The organism is Marinobacter sp. L-80 (assembly GCF_056859395.1).
Genome location: NZ_JBSXOI010000056.1, coordinates 1 through 18277 on the forward strand (window position 1 = coordinate 1; position 18277 = coordinate 18277).

General features: G+C 57.7%; 21 protein-coding genes. 2 read left to right on the forward strand and 19 right to left on the reverse strand.

The genetic code is table 11. The features are described from left to right. Nucleotides 1-166: 166 nt before the first annotated feature. Complete coding sequence (locus tag AC13E3_RS07300) at nt 167-562, forward strand: tautomerase family protein (RefSeq protein ID WP_482901901.1); 396 nt, start codon at nt 167-169, stop codon at nt 560-562. Nucleotides 563-660: 98 nt separating this feature from the next. Here the strand turns inward: AC13E3_RS07300 and AC13E3_RS07305 are convergent, their stop codons facing one another. The 19 genes from AC13E3_RS07305 to urtA form a co-directional block, all read right to left on the reverse strand. After that, the gene (locus AC13E3_RS07305; RefSeq protein ID WP_405417000.1) at nt 661-1137 is read right to left on the reverse strand and encodes a hypothetical protein; all 477 of its coding nucleotides are present in this window, start codon (nt 1135-1137) and stop codon (nt 661-663) included. Between the two features lie 51 nt (nt 1138-1188). Then, on the reverse strand, nt 1189-1956 hold the full coding sequence (locus AC13E3_RS07310) for a DUF1828 domain-containing protein (protein WP_405417002.1): 768 nt from the start codon (nt 1954-1956) through the stop codon (nt 1189-1191). Continuing rightward, on the reverse strand, nt 1956-2438 hold the full coding sequence (locus AC13E3_RS07315) for a hypothetical protein (protein ID WP_405417004.1): 483 nt from the start codon (nt 2436-2438) through the stop codon (nt 1956-1958). Before AC13E3_RS07315 ends, AC13E3_RS07310 begins: the two co-directional genes overlap by 1 nt. A 217-nt stretch (nt 2439-2655) precedes the next feature. Continuing rightward, complete coding sequence (locus AC13E3_RS07320) at nt 2656-2934, reverse strand: hypothetical protein (protein ID WP_482901870.1); 279 nt, start codon at nt 2932-2934, stop codon at nt 2656-2658. A gap of 192 nt (nt 2935-3126) precedes the next feature. Then, the gene (locus tag AC13E3_RS07325) at nt 3127-3843 is read right to left on the reverse strand and encodes a hypothetical protein (protein ID WP_482901871.1); all 717 of its coding nucleotides are present in this window, start codon (nt 3841-3843) and stop codon (nt 3127-3129) included. Between the two features lie 127 nt (nt 3844-3970). Then, nucleotides 3971-4807, reverse strand: a complete 837-nt coding sequence (locus AC13E3_RS07330) for a nuclease-related domain-containing protein (protein WP_405417008.1) — start codon at nt 4805-4807, stop codon at nt 3971-3973. Between the two features lie 173 nt (nt 4808-4980). Beyond that, complete coding sequence (locus tag AC13E3_RS07335; RefSeq protein ID WP_139216036.1) at nt 4981-5166, reverse strand: hypothetical protein; 186 nt, start codon at nt 5164-5166, stop codon at nt 4981-4983. A gap of 44 nt (nt 5167-5210) precedes the next feature. Then, a complete protein-coding gene (gene ureG / locus AC13E3_RS07340; protein WP_041645525.1) occupies nt 5211-5849 on the reverse strand; it encodes an urease accessory protein UreG in 639 nt (212 codons plus the stop codon). Nucleotides 5850-5871: 22 nt separating this feature from the next. Continuing rightward, nucleotides 5872-6591, reverse strand: coding sequence for an urease accessory protein UreF (locus AC13E3_RS07345; protein WP_092031957.1), 720 nt, complete (start codon nt 6589-6591; stop codon nt 5872-5874). After that, nucleotides 6557-7141: an urease accessory protein UreE gene (locus tag AC13E3_RS07350; protein WP_092031960.1), complete on the reverse strand. Its 585-nt coding sequence runs from the start codon at nt 7139-7141 to the stop codon at nt 6557-6559. Before AC13E3_RS07350 ends, AC13E3_RS07345 begins: the two co-directional genes overlap by 35 nt. Before the next feature lie 47 nt (nt 7142-7188). Further along, nucleotides 7189-8892, reverse strand: a complete 1704-nt coding sequence (gene ureC, locus AC13E3_RS07355) for an urease subunit alpha (RefSeq protein ID WP_092031962.1) — start codon at nt 8890-8892, stop codon at nt 7189-7191. Then, nucleotides 8889-9206 (reverse strand): urease subunit beta, encoded by a 318-nt coding sequence (locus AC13E3_RS07360; RefSeq protein ID WP_008175206.1) that lies wholly within the window; start codon nt 9204-9206, stop codon nt 8889-8891. The genes ureC and AC13E3_RS07360 overlap by 4 nt, the downstream gene beginning before the upstream one ends. Before the next feature lie 10 nt (nt 9207-9216). Further along, the gene (gene ureA, locus AC13E3_RS07365; RefSeq protein ID WP_092031965.1) at nt 9217-9519 is read right to left on the reverse strand and encodes an urease subunit gamma; all 303 of its coding nucleotides are present in this window, start codon (nt 9517-9519) and stop codon (nt 9217-9219) included. Between the two features lie 41 nt (nt 9520-9560). After that, nucleotides 9561-10457 carry an urease accessory protein UreD gene (locus AC13E3_RS07370; protein ID WP_092031968.1) on the reverse strand — a complete coding sequence of 299 codons (897 nt, stop codon included), beginning with the start codon at nt 10455-10457 and terminating at the stop codon, nt 9561-9563. Further along, on the reverse strand, nt 10454-11152 hold the full coding sequence (urtE, locus tag AC13E3_RS07375; protein WP_008175218.1) for an urea ABC transporter ATP-binding subunit UrtE: 699 nt from the start codon (nt 11150-11152) through the stop codon (nt 10454-10456). Before urtE ends, AC13E3_RS07370 begins: the two co-directional genes overlap by 4 nt. Continuing rightward, a complete protein-coding gene (gene urtD, locus AC13E3_RS07380; protein ID WP_008175220.1) occupies nt 11152-11976 on the reverse strand; it encodes an urea ABC transporter ATP-binding protein UrtD in 825 nt (274 codons plus the stop codon). Before urtD ends, urtE begins: the two co-directional genes overlap by 1 nt. Continuing rightward, nucleotides 11973-13097, reverse strand: coding sequence for an urea ABC transporter permease subunit UrtC (gene urtC, locus AC13E3_RS07385; protein WP_008175221.1), 1125 nt, complete (start codon nt 13095-13097; stop codon nt 11973-11975). Before urtC ends, urtD begins: the two co-directional genes overlap by 4 nt. Before the next feature lie 3 nt (nt 13098-13100). Further along, the gene (gene urtB / locus AC13E3_RS07390) at nt 13101-14699 is read right to left on the reverse strand and encodes an urea ABC transporter permease subunit UrtB (RefSeq protein WP_008175223.1); all 1599 of its coding nucleotides are present in this window, start codon (nt 14697-14699) and stop codon (nt 13101-13103) included. 91 nt (nt 14700-14790) lie between these two features. Further along, nucleotides 14791-16098, reverse strand: a complete 1308-nt coding sequence (gene urtA / locus AC13E3_RS07395; RefSeq protein WP_008175225.1) for an urea ABC transporter substrate-binding protein — start codon at nt 16096-16098, stop codon at nt 14791-14793. Between the two features lie 352 nt (nt 16099-16450). On the opposite strand from urtA, the gene atzF reads away from it, so the two are divergent. Next, nucleotides 16451-18265: an allophanate hydrolase gene (atzF, locus tag AC13E3_RS07400; protein WP_273044547.1), complete on the forward strand. Its 1815-nt coding sequence runs from the start codon at nt 16451-16453 to the stop codon at nt 18263-18265. Nucleotides 18266-18277: the final 12 nt, after the last annotated feature.

Genomic DNA, 18277 nt, shown 5'->3' on the forward strand with positions numbered 1-18277 from the left:
CGAAAGCCGAGAACCCGCGTCGCTGGTCTGGTGATATCCGAAACTTCAGCTTGCCGGAATCAGTCACTCTGAACCCGGAAAAGGCGGCCAATTGTTAAAGAGCTGATGACTTAAACGCGACATCTACGTTGACAGACTCCGCACCGTCACGGTCGCGAATCTGTCTCTGTCGCCGCAGCAGAAATCACAGATCGCCGAGGCCATCACAACGGCCCACAACGCCCAAACCGGCGCTCCCCGGTTCTTTGCCCAGGTTCTGTTTTATGCGGCCAATGAGGGCGATCACTTTGTGGGTGGCAGAGTGAACACCGCGCCTGAGGTGTATGTGTACGGCCTGGTTCGGGAGGGCAGAACCACCCAGATCAAACAAGCCCTGATGAGCCAGATGCTTGAAGAAATTGCCCAAATCGTGGACATCACAGCTGAAAATGTCTGGATCTATCTGCAAGACGTTCCGGCCACCCAGATGATCGAGTTTGGGCGGTTTTTGCCAGCGCCGGGAGAGGAAGCTGAATGGGAAAAGGGAATGTCTCCGGAAAAGCGCGCCAACTTGCCCAAATAACCGCATTAATAGATCTGTCCCGGTTTTCAGAAAATTGAGGACAAAGCGCAAATAGATAGATATTAAAGCTGTCGGAGTATTGCAAATAAAGCAGGGAGTTACTTTAAATCGACATCAGTAAAATGGACATATCCGGTAAGCACTCCATCGGTGAATCTATCGATCGTTCCTGTAAAGCGGATGACGTCTTCTTGGGAGAGTGAGAGCGCCTGATTGTCGGGGACTTCCTCAAGGAAATAATCGGCCAGCGCTCTTTGATCCCCGTCGCTAAGCTCAATCCTATTGCCCCGGTAGCCCGGCTCAACATCGATAACGGTCCCCGTCCAGGTCACGCGCTTGCCGACGAACTGGGATTTCTTTTCAGCTTCCTGGGCTGACGTGAGACCAGAAGTATAGATCTGATCCATCATCTGGTCATAGGACAGGCTTAGGTGTTCGGCCTGAAAACCGGGGATCTGGAAGCTTTTGCTGAAAACACCGGCCAGAGCACCAACAACCAAGACGATCATGAATATCATCTTGGGTTTGCTGGACTTCAGCTCCGCCCACATATCGTCAGCAGATTCATTTTTCATTGGGCACCTAATTTCCTTGGCAAGAGGAAAACACCAGAAGCAACTTCCACATCAGTGTTTTCCGGTAACTTCCGTTGTCATAAGCTTACGAAAGGCTGCAGGCATGCCCTTCCAAGGAACGGCTTTATCTGTGTAATAACTAGCCCGCGCCAACTGCTTGTCGCTGAATTTCGTCATATCTTCAAACACTGCGATTACCCGCATGGGATCCTTCAATTGCTGGCTCATGCTCCACAGTAGCTCCGCTTCCATTAAGCGCTCGCCAGAGGTTGCAACCACAACGGAAATCGGAATTTTCGACATGAAGTAAGCGTCGACAAAGATCTGCTGGTTCGGGTCAGCAGCGAAGTCATAGCGAGCTTCAATCTGCGTTTCCTTCTCCACTTCCCGAAGAACACTCATGATTTGATCTTTGAAGTCAGATATCTTGCGATCCTGCCGAAACGCAGACAGGACCTGCATCTGCGCGGAACACTCTGCTACACGCATTGCCGCGTCAGCCACCTCAGCAGCTGAACTAGCTACAGCAAATAACTCTTCGTCCACCTCGTCCCAAAATACCTGGTGACTGAACTCCAAAGATTTGATCCAAGCCTGGGGCTTGCCTTTTTCGATGCTGACGCCATCCGTCATCAGCCGAAATGCGGCCTCGCCGTTATCGTCTATTCGGAAGGTTCCGTCGGATATAGGCAAAACGAATAGAACAACGCTGTCACCGTCGTCATAGGTGAAAGGCGTGGAAATGGATACACCTCCGGCTTCTGTCGGACGAATATAGAAGCCTTTGCATAGCTCCGACTGAAGTTGTTTTGTGTCCATTAGAACAGCCCTCCCTGCTCGCTGGGCAACGAAATGCCAAGGCATTTTAGAGCTTGGTCGACCAAATTAATACGATCAATATCCAATTTCGGGTCCAACCGTCGAGTTTTACCGAAAGCCAACTCCTTGACTCCTGGAAGAGCTCTATTGGTTAAATCACGGCCATCCTCACAGTTGAAATGGACGTGAAACCCTTTGTGCGACGGGTGATAGTCCATTCTTGCGATTGGAATAAGATCTTCACCCTGCGATAAGAATAGCCAAGCTGAGAATTTTCGCTTGTCAAAGTAGGCGCCATCTCGCCATAGAAACAAAGCTCGGTAGTTCCCACCAGCATCCATTAAATCTGTGTGTTCGACCCTACGACTCTTCATGTTGAGGAACTTCGGCATATCCCTCGATTTGCTGGCGGGTCTAAAAACGATGGAGCGGACGGCCTTTGGGTGCCTGATATGGTCCCTGACCTGCTGGCGGGTGAACATCCATTTCCTCCTACCTCAGTACTGACCACCAAAATACGCGGCCAATGATCCTGATATTGTTATCAACTACGTGTTGAGCGGAATATTCTTCAGTCCCATGCTCTGATGAATTCTGGATTACAATCTTAATTCCGCCACCTGGTCGACGGTGCGGGTACTTTACCCGAATATTGTTTCCATTGAACAGGGATACAGAACCTCCGAGTGACGCGATTTGTTAGGCTTCAGAATGTTTATCGCTTCCAAGCGCCTGAACTTTTTTTCGGTGTGCTTCTACAGACTGTGCTACTACCTTTTTTTGTTCCTCAGATAGCTCTTCTAGCTTTGGCAATGTCCTCTCAAAAGTTTTAAATCGCGCCGCCATACCATCTAAAGAAATACCATCAATAGTACTCCTGTCAACAAACATGGACCATAGATTCCAAAGTTCATAAGGCAACTCTTGTCCGGAAACTATTTTATTTGCTATCCAGAGATAGACATCAACGATTTGCAAACCTATAGAATCCGAACTCTTTGAAATCGTGAGCTCTTTATCAGAAAGGCCCTCGTTCAATATTTCAGATTTTTCAAATGTAGAAAAAAGTGGATGATTAAGATAAATGTCCTTCTCTTTCTGAGGCGCCTTCCTAATTCCCTCAGAAATTCTTGAAAGGTTGTAATGGGTTCCAATCTGAGCATTATTGAATTAATTCTGTCTATCGACGATTATTGAGTTAGCTCTTTTTCGCCTTTTCTTTCGAACCCGACGAGCAATACATGAAACCACAAACTGAAAGCCCACTGCGTTTGGAGAAATCATCTTTTGATCTGGGTGACCAAAGTCTAAATGCAGTGGATTCGCAATCCCATAATTCATCGCATCAACGATGATTTCTACAGAGCGAGCGTCCAGCCCAGACTGGACAACGCGGTCTCGCACTTCGGAAAGCAGATTGACAATGTCATCGGTATATCTTTCTATTCGCTTTGCTATGCATAAGCGCCACGACTCGCGAAGTAGCTTTTCATCGAACAAGATAGATAATTTGTGAATTACAAGGTATCTCATGGGAGTCCAATAAACATCCCACTTGACTGCCTCATTTAGTCCAGCATCGAATACTGCATCAAAAAACAAAACAAGCGCATAATCAGGCTTTTCGATAAAATAGTAGTCGAAGTCGAATTCCATCCTTTCCTGAAGTTCGATCAAGTGATCAGCTATTTTTACGAGACCACCAAACCCTAGCTCATTTGCATGTATTTGAGGTTGGCCAATTTCCTTTAATATCTTTTTATGTGTAGAAAGGCACAGTGCATCGACGTTTCTCTTGCTAGAGAGCACCCCATAGCTTAGTCGAGGTTGAGCTTCGTCAAAAAGATTGTTGCCTGTATTCCCTGACTCGTCGATGTGGAAAAACATAATTTAAGCCTAACAGTAAATAGATAGCGCGCTTCTTTATTGGAATCATTTGAGCGTCAATAAAAGCTCAGAACCAAAAACTCAGATTTCGCCAGTTAAACCACTTAAATCAATACGCTCCGTTGCGTTAACATTCTGGTCGCTCCGTAATCATTTGAGAGCTTCGTTTCTGCAATAACGAAGCACCAACCATCCCCCGGCACTTGGGAAATGCCTTGCAGCCATAAAAGTCCTTCCCAATATTCTCTCCACGCTTCACCGTGCGCTTTACCATCTCACCCTGGCACTTCGGGCATCGTGGCTCACTGTTTTTCTTCGCCACGACCTCCTTCACATGCTTGACGTGATATCTGTGATTTTTGAACGTAGCCGCCAGCCGCCCGGATTCAATGGCTTCGATTACCTTCTGAACCTCAACATCCGACAGCCGCTGCTCGGTTTGGGCTTTGATATAGCGGACATACCCACCACCGTGGGTCACGTTCTCCGGCATTGGCGTTTTGAACGTCGAATCCCCCACAAAGACCACTACCGAAAACACCTGCTCATCACTCAGCTCCAACAGGCTTTGCAGTGTCTTAACGTGTTTGTAGTTCTGGTGCAGCGGGTTCTGAAATTTCTGCGAGTACTTGAAGATCTTCTGTGTCCAATACCGCTGTTTGGCGTTACCGAAGATCCAGCCCTTCATGTTCTTGGTTTCCACCACAAACACCCCGTACCGGGAAACGATGATGTGGTCGATCTGGGTGGTGCCGTCTTCCGTGGGCAGGGTGACATTCTTGATTAGGTGGTAACGGGTTTTATCGAGAAAGAGTTTGGCGGAAAGGTTAACCACCGCTTCCCCGGCTCTGCCTTTGAACCAAGGCGATTTGATGACCGCCGCAACGAGGAAGAACGGAATCAGATACCAGATGGCCGTTGGAATGGCGTTTTGGAGGGTGTGCAGTAGCTGGGTGTGGTCCATCCGTTATCCTTAACAGCGGCGTCAGTCCGTTTCTTCTGAATACACACTAGCCTAATCGTAAGGTAACTTCCTACCCTTCGGACGTAAAATTTAGTAATTCAAAAACGGAAAAGCCGCCCGAATCAGGAGCGGCTTTTCAAACCAATAAGGAGCAAATCAGTCTAGGTCTCTCCTCAATCCTGCCCGCCTCGTTTATGCCGCATCAGCGCGTAGATGCCAGCAGCAACCGCAGCACCAGCCGCCAGGAAGTATTCAATATGCACTCCATCACCAAGTGCTTCATGGCCGGCGTGACCAAAGGCAGCACCTGAGATCAGTAGCAGGCCGGCAGTCATAGTCAATCGGTTAGTCAGTTGCATAGTTTTCTCTCCGTAGTTCGTTTAAATCTCAAAATCCGGTTTCTCTAAGCAGTCTCGGCAAGCTTCTCAGGCCGGCGCTCCGGCAGCATGCCCCGCTCCAGAATGAAGCTGATGATCGTCTCCAGCCCTACTCCGTCGTAAAGGTTGGTGAACACGAAGGGGCGTTCGCCGCGCATTTTCTTGCTGTCCCGCTCCATCACATCCAGGGAGGCGTGCACCTGTTCCGCGATGTCGATCTTGTTGATGATCAGCAGGTCGGATTTGGTGATGCCGGGGCCGCCTTTGCGGGGGATCTTGTCGCCAGCGGAGACGTCGATCACGTAGAGGGTGAGGTCGCTCAGTTCCGGGCTGAAGGTGGCGGAAAGGTTGTCGCCGCCGGATTCCACCAGCACCAGTTCCAGGTTCGGGTGGCGGTTTTGCAGGTCGTCGATGGCCGCCAGGTTCATGGAGGCGTCTTCGCGAATGGCGGTGTGGGGGCAGCCCCCGGTTTCCACGCCGAGGATGCGGTCTGCGGCCAGGGCTTCGTGGCGCAGGAGGAAGTCGGCGTCTTCCCGGGTGTAAATGTCGTTGGTCACCACGGCGATGTCGTAGTGATCCCGCAGGGCTTTGCACAACTGGCGCAAGAGGGCGGTTTTGCCGGAACCAACCGGGCCACCCACTCCAACTCTCAGACAATGTGTCATGGCAGATCTCCTCAATTGTTATTCAGCTTCTGAAAAGCCGTGAATACTGTGTTTCATGCAGTGCACTTCCGAGCGCCAGTCCCGGCAGGATGGGCCCGAGTTCGTGATCGTTTCGTTCCAGGGCCGTGTCTACCGCCACCGCCAGTTGCGGCCGCAGCCGTTCGATAATGCGCTGTGCGGCGGTATGGCCGAGGGGCAATGCCTTGCAGGCCACCGCGAGCTGGTTTTCCAGCCAGGCCCAGGCGAAGCCGAGCAGCGTCTGGCGCACCGGTAAAAAGCGTTTATGGGCGGCCCAGGCGAACATGGTGATGTAGCCGGGCTCTTCCGGAATCAGGTGTGGCTCTGGCAGCAGCTCCAGGTTGCGCAAGAGAGTAACGAGGGCGCCGCCGAGGCGGGTGTCTTCGTCGCTCAGTTCGGCGGTTTCCCGGGTGGCGTGCAGCCAGTCGTTCCACTTTGCCAGCGCAATGGCATCACCTTCGGCCCAGGCGGTCTGCAAACGCACCAGCAGGGGCAGTTCGCAGCGGCTGAGGCCGTCTTCCAGCACGCCTTCAATCCACTGGGCCAGTTCGGCTTCGTTGTTCACCCAGCCCAGTTCGAAGGCGCTTTCCAGGCCCTGGGACCAGGCGAAGGCGCCGATGGGCAGTGCGGGGCTGACCAGTTGCATCAGGCCCAGCAATGCCAGGTCGTCCACCTGCGGGGTGGCGGCCTCAGTGGGTGTGTTTGTGACTGTGACTGTGGCCATGGCTGTGCCCGTGGTCGTGATCGTGTGAATGGCTGTGGCCGTGGGAATGGCCGTGGGAATGGCCGTGGCTGTGCCCGTTTCCATGGGAATACCCGGCCTGGGTGTAGGCTCCGGGTTCCGGATCGAATGGCGCGGTGTGGTGCACAAGTGTGGCACCCAGGCGTTCCGCCAGTTCTTCCAGCACGTGGTCCGGGGTAATGCGCACGTAGGCGCCTTTGTCGTCCATGCCGATGGCCAGGGTCACGTGGCGGTTGCCCAGGTGGTAACACAGGCGCGCCAGGGGCTGGCCGTTTTCGATTCGGGCGGTGACCACCTGTTCCTCGGCCGCGCGGATGCGAATGATCTCTCCGGTTTTTGCCAGTAGCAGGTCGCCGTCCCGCAGCACGGGGCCGCGATCAAGAAACAGGCCCACGTCCACCCTGGTCTGGGTGGTGGCGCGCAGGCGGCCACGGATGCGCAGCTCGTACGGCAAAATCAGGTTATCGAGGATTTCGGAGCTGTCGATTTCGGCAGCTTCCTGTTCGCTCAGGCGTTTTGTCAGTTCCAACATAATCAGTTCTCCAGTACCCGGCTCAGAACAGCCTTGAGCTGTATTGATTAAAAGAGATGGTAGCGCTGGGCCAGGGGCAGTTCGGTGGCGGGCTCACAGGTGAGCAGTTCGCCATCGGCATGCACTTCGTAGGTTTGCGGGTCCACGGTGATGTGCGGGCACGCGTCGTTCAGTTTCATGTCGCCCTTGCGCACCTCACGTACGCCCTTGCAGGCGGATAATGGGCTGTCCAGGCCAAGCTCTTTGCCAATACCGGCATCAATTGCCGCCTGGCTCACAAAGCTCAGGCGGGTGGCACTGGCCGCCTTGCCGAAGGCGCCGAACATGGGGCGGTAATGCACCGGCTGGGGCGTGGGAATCGAGGCGTTCGGGTCGCCCATGGGTGCAGCGGCAATCATGCCGCCTTTGAGGATGGTGGCCGGCTTCACGCCGAAGAACGCCGGGCTCCAGAGCACCAGGTCCGCCAGCTTGCCCACTTCCACGGAACCCACTTCATGGGCGATGCCATGGGTGATGGCCGGGTTGATGGTGTACTTGGCGATGTAGCGTTTGGCGCGCAGGTTGTCGGCGCCACGGTCTTCGTCTTCCGGCAGCAGGCCGCGCTGCTGTCTCATCTTGTGGGCGGTCTGCCAGGTGCGGCACACCACTTCGCCCACCCGGCCCATGGCCTGGGAGTCTGAGGCGATCATGGAGATCACGCCCATGTCCTGCAGGATGTCCTCGGCGGCGATGGTCTCGCGGCGGATGCGGGAGTCGGCAAAGGCGACGTCTTCCGGGATGTTCGGGTCCAGGTGGTGGCACACCATCAGCATGTCGAGGTGTTCGTCGATGGTGTTCACGGTGTAGGGTCGTGTCGGGTTGGTGGACGACGGCAGCACGTAATCCTTGGAGCAGGCGGTGATGATGTCCGGTGCGTGGCCACCGCCGGCGCCTTCGGTGTGGTAGGTGTGGATGCAACGTTCTTTGAACGCGGCCAGAGTGTCTTCCACAAAGCCGGATTCGTTCAGGGTGTCGGTGTGAATCGCCACCTGCACATCGTATTTGTCGGCCACGGTGAGGCAGTTATCGATGCTGGCCGGGGTGGTGCCCCAGTCTTCATGCAGCTTCAGGCCAATGGCGCCAGCCTGGATCTGCAGTTCCAGGGATTCCGGCAGGGAGGCGTTGCCCTTGCCCAGAAAACCAATGTTCATGGGCAGGGAATCCACCGCCTGGAGCATCTTGCCAATGTGCCACGGGCCCGGCGTGCAGGTGGTGGCGTTGGTGCCCGTGGCCGGGCCGGTGCCGCCGCCGAGCATGGTGGTGATACCGCTCATTAGCGCTTCTTCCACCTGCTGGGGGCAGATGAAGTGGATGTGGGCATCGATGCCGCCGGCGGTGAGGATCTTGCCCTCACCGGCGATGATTTCGGTGCCGGGGCCGATCACGATGGTCACGTCCGGCTGGGTGTCCGGGTTGCCGGCCTTGCCGATGGCGGCGATGCGGCCTTTCTGGATGCCCACGTCGGCTTTGACGATGCCCCACCAGTCGAGAATCAAGGCGTTGGTGATCACGGTGTCCATCACGGCGGCATCGGCACGCTGGCTCTGGCCCATGCCGTCGCGGATAACCTTGCCGCCGCCGAATTTTACTTCGTCGCCGTAGTGGGCGGCGTCGCTTTCCACTTCAATCCACAGGTCGGTGTCGCCGAGCCTTACCCGGTCGCCGGTGGTTGGGCCGTACATGTCGGCGTAGGCTTGTCGGGTAATTTTCATTTCTGGCCCTCCAGTTTGCCCATGACTTCCTGCCGGAAACCGTAGATTTCACGGCCGCCCGCAAACGGGATCAGCGTCACTTCGCGGCTCTGGCCGGGTTCGAAGCGGATGGCGGTGCCGGCCGCCACGTCCAGGCGGTAGCCACGGGCCTTGGCACGGTCGAAATCCAGGGCCGGGTTGGCTTCGGCAAAGTGGTAGTGAGAGCCGATCTGGATCGGGCGGTCGCCGGTATTGGCCACGTCTATCTGGATGCGCTCACGGCCTTCGCAGAGTTCGATGTCGCCGTCTTTGAGCTGGTATTCACCGGGAATCATGGCGCGCTCCTTACACGATGGGGTTGTGGACGGTGACGAGCTTGGTGCCATCGGGGAAGGTAGCCTCCACCTGCACTTCGTCGACCATTTCGGCGATGCCGTCCATCACGTCATCACGGGTGAGGACTTCGGTGCCGGCGGCCATCAGCTCGGCCACGGTGCGGCCCTCGCGGGCGCCTTCCATGATTTCGGCGCTGATCAGGGCCACGGCTTCCGGATAGTTGAGCTTCAGGCCTTTGGCTTTCCGGCGCTCGGCCAGCAGGGCTGCTGTGAACAGCAGCAGTTTGTCTTTGTCTCTTGGCGTTAATTCCATCGTTGTTTGCTCCGTTGATCGCGTCGCATTCTGCTTGTTATTCAGGTCAGCCAGATTCGGGGAACGCTGGCAGGCTGGCCGGTGAGTCTTGGTCTGATCAGTTCCCAGGCTTGCTGGCACAGGGCCCAGGCTTCGTTTCGTTCCTGCCCCAGGTAGCGCAGCAGCACCACACCCCGGCGGCGGGTCACCGCCCAGCGGTGGCTTTCCGGAAGGGTTTCCCTGAGTTCTTCAATGGCGGCGGCTTCGTCGTCCAGGCCGACCACCCAGAGGGTGGCCTGCACGGTGGCGCCGCCCTGGCCCCAGTGGCCTTTGAACCTGGCGTGGTTCGGGTCCATCAACTGGCGTTCCAGCCACAGGGGGCGGCCGTCCATCAGCAGGCGGAATTTCTGCTCCAGGTGGCCCGAAACAAACGGCAGTTTGCTGGCCGGGCGCCCGAGGGCAAGGATTTCCCAGCCGATGCATCGGGCGCCGGCTTCCAGTTCAATGGTGGTGGTCTGTTCGCCCCGGGAACCATCAAACGCCAGGGTTTCCTGGGGCAGGTATTCGAGAATGCCGCCCTGCTCCACCTTCAGCCGGGTGTGCTGGGCCCAGGCCACCCCATGGCTGTCGGCCTTGTAGAGCTTGGCCGCCGCTGGCGTGGTCAGCAGGGTGTGCGAGTCTTTACCTACACGTGCCTCGATACTCAGTGCATCGCCACTCACCAATCCGCCCGGCGGATGCAGTAGGTACACGTGGCAGCAGCCATGACGGCCTTCCGGGTAAAACGGACGTTGCACCCGCAACGGGCCTTTGTGGCGTACATGGGTCATCCGGGTGGCGGTGTTGCTGCCATCCGGCCGGGCGTCGAAGCCCAGGGCAATGGACGCGGCCCAGTGCCGCCCGGCGTCGAAACGATGGCCGGAGTCGTGGGCGGGTTCGATGCGTTCAAAAACCGTCATACCGTCAGGTGCTTCTTGATGAGTTCATCGGTGAGGCCGGCGATTTCGTCTTCAGCTACCCGGCGACCGCGGTCGAGGATGGCAAACCGGTCGGCGTATTTGCGGGCGAACGGAAGCTTCTGTTCCACCAGCAGCACGGTCAGGCCGTCCTCCTCGATGAGCTTGCGGATCACTTCACCAATCTGGGCCACGATGTTGGGCTGGATGCCCTCGCCCGGCTCGTCGAGGATCAGCAGGCGCGGCTCGATCACCAGGGCGCGGCCGATGGCGAGTTGTTGCTGCTGGCCGCCCGAAAGGTCACCGCCGCGGCGATGGCGCATTTCTTTCAGCACCGGAAACAGTTCATACACCCGCTCGGGGATTTTCTTGCTGCCGTCCTTGCGCACGGCAAGGCCGGTGCGCAGGTTTTCTTCCACGGTCAGTAGCGGGAAGATCTGCCGGCCCTGGGGCACGTAGCCAATGCCCAGCCGGGAGCGGTCTTCCACTTTCTTTTTGGTGAGTTCCACGTCGCCGGCGAATTCGATGCTGCCGCTTTTGGTGGTTTCCTCACCCATGATGCATTTCATCAGGGTGGTCTTGCCCACGCCGTTGCGGCCCATCACGCAGGTGCACTGGCCCTGGGGTACGTCCAGGTCCAGATCCCAAAGGGTGTGGCTCTCGCCATAGAACTGGTTGAGTTTTTCAATCTTCAGCATTACGCCTCCTCCCCGAGATACACCTTGATCACTTCCGGATCGTTGGAGACCTGGTCCATGGAGCCTTCGGCCAGCACGCTGCCCTGGTGCAGCACGGTCACCTTGCGTGCGATGGAGCGCACAAAGCCCATGTCGTGCTCCACCACAACCACCGACTGTTTGCCGGCGAGGCTGGTGAGCAGTTCGGCGGTGCGTTCCATTTCCTGTTCGGTCATGCCCGCTACCGGTTCGTCCACCAGCAGCAGCCGGGGTTTCTGCATCAGCAGCATGCCGATTTCCAGCCACTGTTTCTGGCCGTGGGAGAGGATGCCGGCGAGGCGGTCGCGCAGGGATTCCAGGCCGATCATTTCCAGCACTTCATCGATGCGGTCGCGGTATTCGGCTTTCATGATGGCGGTGAGCGTGGGGAACACCCGCTTGTCCGTCGCCATGGCCAGCTCCAGGTTTTCGAACACGGTGAGCGCTTCGAACACCGTGGGTTTCTGGAACTTACGGCCGATGCCCAGGCTGGCGATGTCCGGCTCGTTCATGGTGAGCAGGTTGTGGCGGCTGCCGAACCACACCGAGCCGGTATCCGGCCGGGTTTTACCGGTGATGATGTCCATCATGGTGGTTTTACCCGCGCCGTTGGGGCCGATGATGCAGCGCAGCTCGCCGTCGTCGATGGTGAGATTCAGGTTGTTGATGGCCTTGAAGCCGTCAAAGCTTACGTTCACGTCTTCCAGATACAGGATCGGCCCGTGGCGCACGTCCACCGGGGACTGCACCTGGGTCAGAAACTCGAACACATGCTCGCGGTCGGTCAGCTCCTGAAACAAGCTCATACAGTCGCCTCCTGCGCGGTGGGGGTATCGTCATCTTGGCTGGCTTTCCGGCGCTTCTGCAGCAGCCCGGCAATGCCCTTGGGCAGGAACACGGTCACCAGCACGAACAGGCCGCCGAGGGCGAACAGCCAGGCGTCCGGCATGATGCCGGTGAACACGGTTTTGGCGTAGTTCACCAGGATGGCCCCGATCACCGCGCCGTAGAGGGTTGCCCGGCCACCCAGGGCCACCCACACCACGATCTCGATGGAGAACAGAGGCGAGAATTCGCTGGGGTTGATGATGCCTACCTGAGGCACGTACAGCGCCCCGGCCACACCCGCCAGCATGGCGGAGACCACGAACACGAACAGCTGCACCCGCTCCACCCGGTAACCCAGGAAGCGGGTTCGAGCCTCGGCATCCCGGCAGGCCACACTCACCCGGCCCAGCTTGCTGGTCACAATGCCCCGGCAAATCACGTAGCCGATGGCCAGGGCGATACCGGTTGCGATGAACAGCCCGAGGCGCGTGGCGTCTGTGCGCAGGTTAAAGCCGAGAATGTCTTTGAAGTCGGTGAGGCCGTTGTTGCCGCCAAAGCCCATCTCGTTGCGGAAGAAAGCCAGCATCAGCGCGAAGGTGAGCGCCTGGGTGATGATGGAGAGGTACACCCCGGTTACCCGTGAGCGGAAGGCCAGGAAGCCGAACACCAGCGCCAGCAGGCCCGGGGCCAGCAGCACCATGATGAAGGCAAACCAGGCCATGTCGAACCCGTGCCAGAACCAGGGCAGCTCCTGCCAGTTCAGGAAAACCATGAAGTCCGGCAGGATCGGGTCGCCATACACGCCGCGATCACCAATCTGGCGCATCAGGTACATGCCCATGGCATAGCCGCCGAGAGCAAAGAAGGCGCCATGGCCCAGGCTGAGGATACCGAGGTAACCCCACACCAGGTCCACGGCCACTGCCAGCAGGGCGTAGCAGAGGTATTTGCCAAGAAGCGTGACGGTAAAGGCGCTCACGTGCAGGGCGCTGTCCTGGGGCATGAACAGGTGAAGGAAGGTCACCAGCACCACGGCCGCGAACAGCACGCCAAGAAATATCTGGGTTGAACGTTCCTGTAAGGGTCTTGTTAACCACATACCTTAACCCTCCGCTGCCCGGCCTTTCTGGGGGAAGAGCCCCTTCGGCCGTTTCTGGATGAACAGGATGATGAACACCAGCACGATGATCTTGGCGAGTACGGCACCGGCCCAGGGTTCAAGCAGCTGGTTGATGGTGCCCAGGGAAAGCCCGGCAATGAGCGTGCCCCAGAGGTTACCGACGCCGCCGAACACCACCACCATGAACGAATCGATGATGTAGTTCTGGCCCAGGTTCGGGCCCACGTTGGTGAGCTGGGAGAGCGCCACCCCGGCCAGGCCGGCGACGCCGGAGCCCAGGGCAAAGGTCATGATGTCTACCCGGGTGGCGCGGATGCCCATGGAGCGCGCCATGGCACGGTTCTGGGTAACAGCGCGCACTTCCAGGCCCAGGCGGGTCTTGCGCATGATCAACATCAGCCCGGCGAACACGATCAGCGCAAAGGCCAACACGTAGAGGCGGTTCAGGGTCAGCGAGAGCGCGTCGTTGATCACCAGGGAGCCGCTCATCCAGTCCGGCGTTACCACGGTGCGGTTTTGCGGAGAGATCACCGTGCGCACCAGCTGCTGCAGGATCAGGCTGATACCGAAGGTGGCCAGCAGGGTTTCCAGCGGCCGGCCTTTGAGGTACTGGATTACGCTGCGTTCAATGATGATGCCGGCGGTGGCCGCGACCATGAACCCGGCGGGAATCGACAGAATCAGCGCCAGGCCAGGTTGGCCGGGGAAGAGTTGCTGCATGCCCCAGGTGGTGTAGGCACCGAGCATGATCAGTTCGCCGTGGGCCATGTTGATCACGCCCATCACGCCAAAGGTGATGGCCAGGCCGATGGCGGCAAGGACCAGAACCGAACCGAGGGAAAGGCCGAAATACAGGGTCTCGGCGGCGCGGTTCAGTTGGAGTTTCTGTTCAATGCTTTCGAGGGCCTTGGCGGCACGTTGAGCCAGCGCCTCGTTGTCACCGCGAACGGCTTCGTTCAAAGCGGCGCGGGCCCGGGGATGCAGGCTGCCGGCGAGCACGTCCACGGCCTCCAGGTTGCCCTCGCCCACCCGGTAGATGGCCAGGGCTTCTTCAATGCGGTTGCGTACAGCCGCGTCTTCTTCTTTCGCCAGCTGAGCCTCAAGCGGCTCGACCAGAGAAGCATCCACTTTGCCCATCATATCCTGCGCGGAGGCTTCGCGCACATCTGGGTCTTTGGCATTCAGGTCCAGCATGGCCAGTATGCCTTCAAGCTGGCCCCGTATGCGGTTATTGATGGCGACTCTGTCCAGCTCACGGCGGGACATTTCACCCATATTCTCTCCGGTCAGCGGATCGGCAATTTCCCAGTCCCTGCCCCGGTTGTTCAGTACCAGTACAACCTGCCCGGTGTCTTTTACCCGGCTCAGGCGGTTATTTCCGTAGGCTTCGAGCCAGCCCCTGGCTCTTTCATCACCACTGCTGACGATGGCGTTCACCGCCTCTTCCACTTTACTGGCCGGCGCCTCTGCGAGATTGATCAGCAGAGCCTTGCCAGGATCGTCTTCCTGCGCCGTTGCAGGCAGCGATAGCAGGGAAAACAGGGCGATAAGCAGCAATGTGAGCGATCGGCAAATGCTCATGAGAGTGTCCTGTCTGTTTCAAGCGTGTTGCGGGGCAACAACCGGAGGCTTAACTACCCCCGGCTGTCGATGGTGCTTTACCGTCTGAGCCTTACTCGGCTTCAGCGGCCATTTCGCCCGCAGACGCGCCACAGGTGCCGGTTGCGGTGTTGAACGTGCCGCAGAACAACGGCTTGCGCCAATCTGCAATCATGTCCCGCGAACCAGGCAGGTAGTCAGACCAGGCATCGCCCGCGACCAGACCAGAGGTTTCCCAAACCACAGAAAACTGGCCGTTGTCCTGGATCTCGCCGATCAGCACCGGCTTGGTGATGTGGTGGTTGGGCATCATGGCGGCGTAGCCACCGGTGAGGTTGGGCACGGTCACACCGATGATGGCGTCTTTTACCGCATCAACATCTGTGGTGCCGGCCTTCTTGACCGCTTCCACATACATGTTGAAGCCGATGTAGTGCGCTTCCATCGGGTCGTTGGTGACCGCTTCATCATTGCCGGTGTGCTCAATCCACTGGTCGATGAAGTCGTAGTTGGCGTCGTTGTCCACGCTCATGAAGTAGTTCCAGGCGGCCAGGTGGCCAACCAGCGGGCCGGTGTCGATACCGGAGAGTTCCTGCTCGCCCACGGAGAAGGCAACAACCGGGATGTCGGAGGCCGCGATGCCCTGGTTACCCAGTTCACGGTAGAAGGGCACGTTGGCGTCGCCATTGATGGTGGAGACCACGGCGGTCTTCTTGCCGGCGGAACCAAAACGCTTGATATCAGACACGATGTTCTGCCAGTCGGAGTGACCGAAAGGCGTGTAGTTGATCATGATGTCTTCCTTGGCCACACCCATGTCCATCAGGTAGGTCTCAAGGATCTTGTTGGTGGTGCGCGGGTAGACGTAGTCGGTACCTGCCAGAACCCAGCGCTCCACGCCGATTTCGTTCATCAGATAGTTAACCGCAGGAATCGCCTGCTGGTTGGGCGCAGCGCCGGTGTAGAAGACGTTTTCGGAGGATTCCTCACCCTCGTACTGAACCGGGTAAAACAGAAGGCCGTTCAGCTCTTCCACCACCGGCAGTACGGATTTACGGGAAACCGAGGTCCAGTTACCGAAAATCACGTCGACTTCTTCCTGGGCCAGAAGCTCGCGGGCTTTTTCAGCAAACAGCGGCCAGTTGGAGGCCGGGTCTACAACAACCGCTTCCATCTGACGACCGAGCACACCGCCCTTGGCGTTCTGTTGTTCGATCAGCATTTCAACGGTGTCTTTCAGAACGGTTTCACTGATGGCCATGGTGCCGGACAGTGAGTGCAGGATGCCCACCTTGATGGGATCTTCCGCTGCAACGGAGTTAAAAGAGATGGAGAGAGCGAGCGCAGAGAGGCCAAGTTTCACGTGTTTTTTGAGGTTCATTTCAGGCGTCCTTTTCTTAGTTGGGTATGCAGTTCGTCTTCAAACGCAGCAGGGCCTTTGCATCTGCTGTTCCATAACCCTTATATCTCCATTAAAAACAGAGGCTTATCTAGTATACAAGGCAAACCAGAGGCATCCGCGCTCCTGAATACGCCTCCGGAGTGCAGCATTCTTGAGCGTTTTTGGTGCGGCCGCACCTGATATGGGCAGACCTGAACCGTCTTGTGCCTCAAAAATACTCATAACCTTATGTTTTCTGCTCACTATCAAGAAAAATTGGCAAATGGCACAAGCATTGCCATTCCACATGTATACAAGTTGATTACGCACATGAGGATGACCAATGCCTTCAATGCTCGGATGGACCATCAGGGACTGGCAGACTGCTTATAAAGAGGGCGCTACGCCCGAGTCATTGCTGGGTGAGTTACTGACCGGCCTGGACAAAAAAGACGTCGCCTGGATTTCGCTTCTGGACCAGAAAGGCCTGGATGAGGCCCTTGCCGGGCTGAAACAGAAACTCCAGGACGCCGGCGAAGAGATCGACAAGCTGCCGCTCTACGGCATTCCCTTCGCCGCGAAAGACAATATTGATGCGGCAGGATTTGAGACAACGGCAGCCTGCCCGGCCTTTGCCTATACCCCGGAAGAAGACGCCACCACCGTGGCCAGACTCAAGGCCGCCGGCGCCATCGTCATCGGCAAAACCAACCTGGACCAGTTCGCAACCGGCCTGGTGGGCACCCGCTCTCCCTATGGCGCCGTGCCCAACAGCTTCAAACCGGACGTGGTGAGCGGCGGCTCCAGCTCCGGTTCGGCTTCTGTGGTTGCAAGAGGTCTGGTGCCTTTTGCCCTGGGTACCGACACCGCCGGTTCCGGCCGGGTGCCTGCCGGGCTGAATAATCTGGTGGGGCTGAAACCGACCAAAGGGCTCTTCAGCATTCGCGGCGTGGTACCGGCCTGTCGTTCACTGGATTGCGTGTCCATTTTTGCGCTGACCGTGAATGACGCCGGCCTGGTCTCGGATACCATGGCGGGCTTCGATGCCGCCGATGCATTTTCCCGCAAGCCTCCCTATGCGCTGCCTCTGGATGGGCCAGCCCTTCGGCGGCCCGGCCCCATCCAACGACTGGCGATTCCCGACCACCCGCAATGGTTTGGTGATCAGAAGGCAGAAGCGGCCTGGAATACCGCCGTCAGCCAGTGGCGACAACAGAATGTGGAACTGGTGCCGCTGGATTTCAGCCCCATGCTGGAACTGGCTGCACTGCTCTACGAAGGCCCCTGGGTGGCTGAACGCCACGCGGCGGTGGAATCGTTCATGGCCAGCCACGGCGATGATATGAACCCGGTGGTCAAAGGCATTATCAGCAAGGCCGGGAATTTCAGCGCCACGGATACCTTCAAGGCCCAGTACCGCAAGGAAGAGCTGCAGCGCCAGATCGATGAACTGTTAGCCGATGTGGATGCCCTGCTGGTGCCCACGGCTCCGACGGCTCCCACCATCGAAGCGGTAAATGCGGACCCGGTTGCACTCAACAGCCAACTCGGCACCTACACCAATTTCGTGAACCTGGCCGACATGAGTGCGCTCGCGATTCCTGCCGGTTTCCGGGACGACGGCCTGCCCTTTGGCGTTACCCTGATAACTGGTGCCTGGAAAGACACGGAGCTGCAACGCCTGGCGTGCCAGTGGCTGAATGCCCACCCGACCCCTTTGGGCGCTACAGGCAACGACCGCCCCGAAGAAGCCCCCGGGGCCGCCATTTCGACACCCACCATCAAGGTGGCCGTTGTTGGTGCCCACCTCAGTGGCATGCCCCTGAACACCCAGCTCAGTGAGCGCTACGCGGTTCTGCTTGAGCAAACCACAACGTCTGCCAACTACCGGCTGTTCGCCCTACCAAACACCACACCGCCGAAGCCCGGGCTGAAACGGGCGGCCCCTGGCGAAGGCAGGGAAATCATTGTGGAAGTCTGGGAAATGCCCGCCTCGGCCTTTGGCTCCTTTGTGGACCTGATTCCTGCGCCTCTGGGCATAGGCAACGTCGAGCTGGCTGATGGCCGGTGGGTAAACGGTTTTGTTTGTGAGGGCTACGGCTTCGAGGGCGCAGAGGATGTAACAGAGTTCGGTGGCTGGCGCGCCTATATCGCCTCCAGAGCCTGACCAAGCCGGGGC

Excerpts from the sequence above, each read along its gene's own strand:
- urtA (WP_008175225.1), bottom strand. The coding sequence starts at position 16,098 with ATGAACCTCAAAAAACACGTGAAACTTGGCCTCTCTGCGCTCGCTCTC.
- urtC (WP_008175221.1), bottom strand. The coding sequence starts at position 13,097 with ATGTGGTTAACAAGACCCTTACAGGAACGTTCAACCCAGATATTTCTT.
- ureC (WP_092031962.1), bottom strand. The coding sequence starts at position 8,892 with ATGAAAATTACCCGACAAGCCTACGCCGACATGTACGGCCCAACCACC.
- urtD (WP_008175220.1), bottom strand. The coding sequence starts at position 11,976 with ATGAGCTTGTTTCAGGAGCTGACCGACCGCGAGCATGTGTTCGAGTTT.
- AC13E3_RS07350 (WP_092031960.1), bottom strand. The coding sequence starts at position 7,141 with ATGTTGGAACTGACAAAACGCCTGAGCGAACAGGAAGCTGCCGAAATC.
- urtE (WP_008175218.1), bottom strand. The coding sequence starts at position 11,152 with ATGCTGAAGATTGAAAAACTCAACCAGTTCTATGGCGAGAGCCACACC.
- AC13E3_RS07345 (WP_092031957.1), bottom strand. The coding sequence starts at position 6,591 with ATGGCCACAGTCACAGTCACAAACACACCCACTGAGGCCGCCACCCCG.
- urtB (WP_008175223.1), bottom strand. The coding sequence starts at position 14,699 with ATGAGCATTTGCCGATCGCTCACATTGCTGCTTATCGCCCTGTTTTCC.
- ureG (WP_041645525.1), bottom strand. The coding sequence starts at position 5,849 with ATGACACATTGTCTGAGAGTTGGAGTGGGTGGCCCGGTTGGTTCCGGC.
- AC13E3_RS07335 (WP_139216036.1), bottom strand. The coding sequence starts at position 5,166 with ATGCAACTGACTAACCGATTGACTATGACTGCCGGCCTGCTACTGATC.
- AC13E3_RS07370 (WP_092031968.1), bottom strand. The coding sequence starts at position 10,457 with ATGACGGTTTTTGAACGCATCGAACCCGCCCACGACTCCGGCCATCGT.
- ureA (WP_092031965.1), bottom strand. The coding sequence starts at position 9,519 with ATGGAATTAACGCCAAGAGACAAAGACAAACTGCTGCTGTTCACAGCA.
- AC13E3_RS07310 (WP_405417002.1), bottom strand. The coding sequence starts at position 1,956 with ATGGACACAAAACAACTTCAGTCGGAGCTATGCAAAGGCTTCTATATT.
- AC13E3_RS07360 (WP_008175206.1), bottom strand. The coding sequence starts at position 9,206 with ATGATTCCCGGTGAATACCAGCTCAAAGACGGCGACATCGAACTCTGC.
- AC13E3_RS07325 (WP_482901871.1), bottom strand. The coding sequence starts at position 3,843 with ATGTTTTTCCACATCGACGAGTCAGGGAATACAGGCAACAATCTTTTT.
- AC13E3_RS07305 (WP_405417000.1), bottom strand. The coding sequence starts at position 1,137 with ATGAAAAATGAATCTGCTGACGATATGTGGGCGGAGCTGAAGTCCAGC.
- AC13E3_RS07330 (WP_405417008.1), bottom strand. The coding sequence starts at position 4,807 with ATGGACCACACCCAGCTACTGCACACCCTCCAAAACGCCATTCCAACG.
- AC13E3_RS07315 (WP_405417004.1), bottom strand. The coding sequence starts at position 2,438 with ATGTTCACCCGCCAGCAGGTCAGGGACCATATCAGGCACCCAAAGGCC.
- atzF (WP_273044547.1), top strand. The coding sequence starts at position 16,451 with ATGCTCGGATGGACCATCAGGGACTGGCAGACTGCTTATAAAGAGGGC.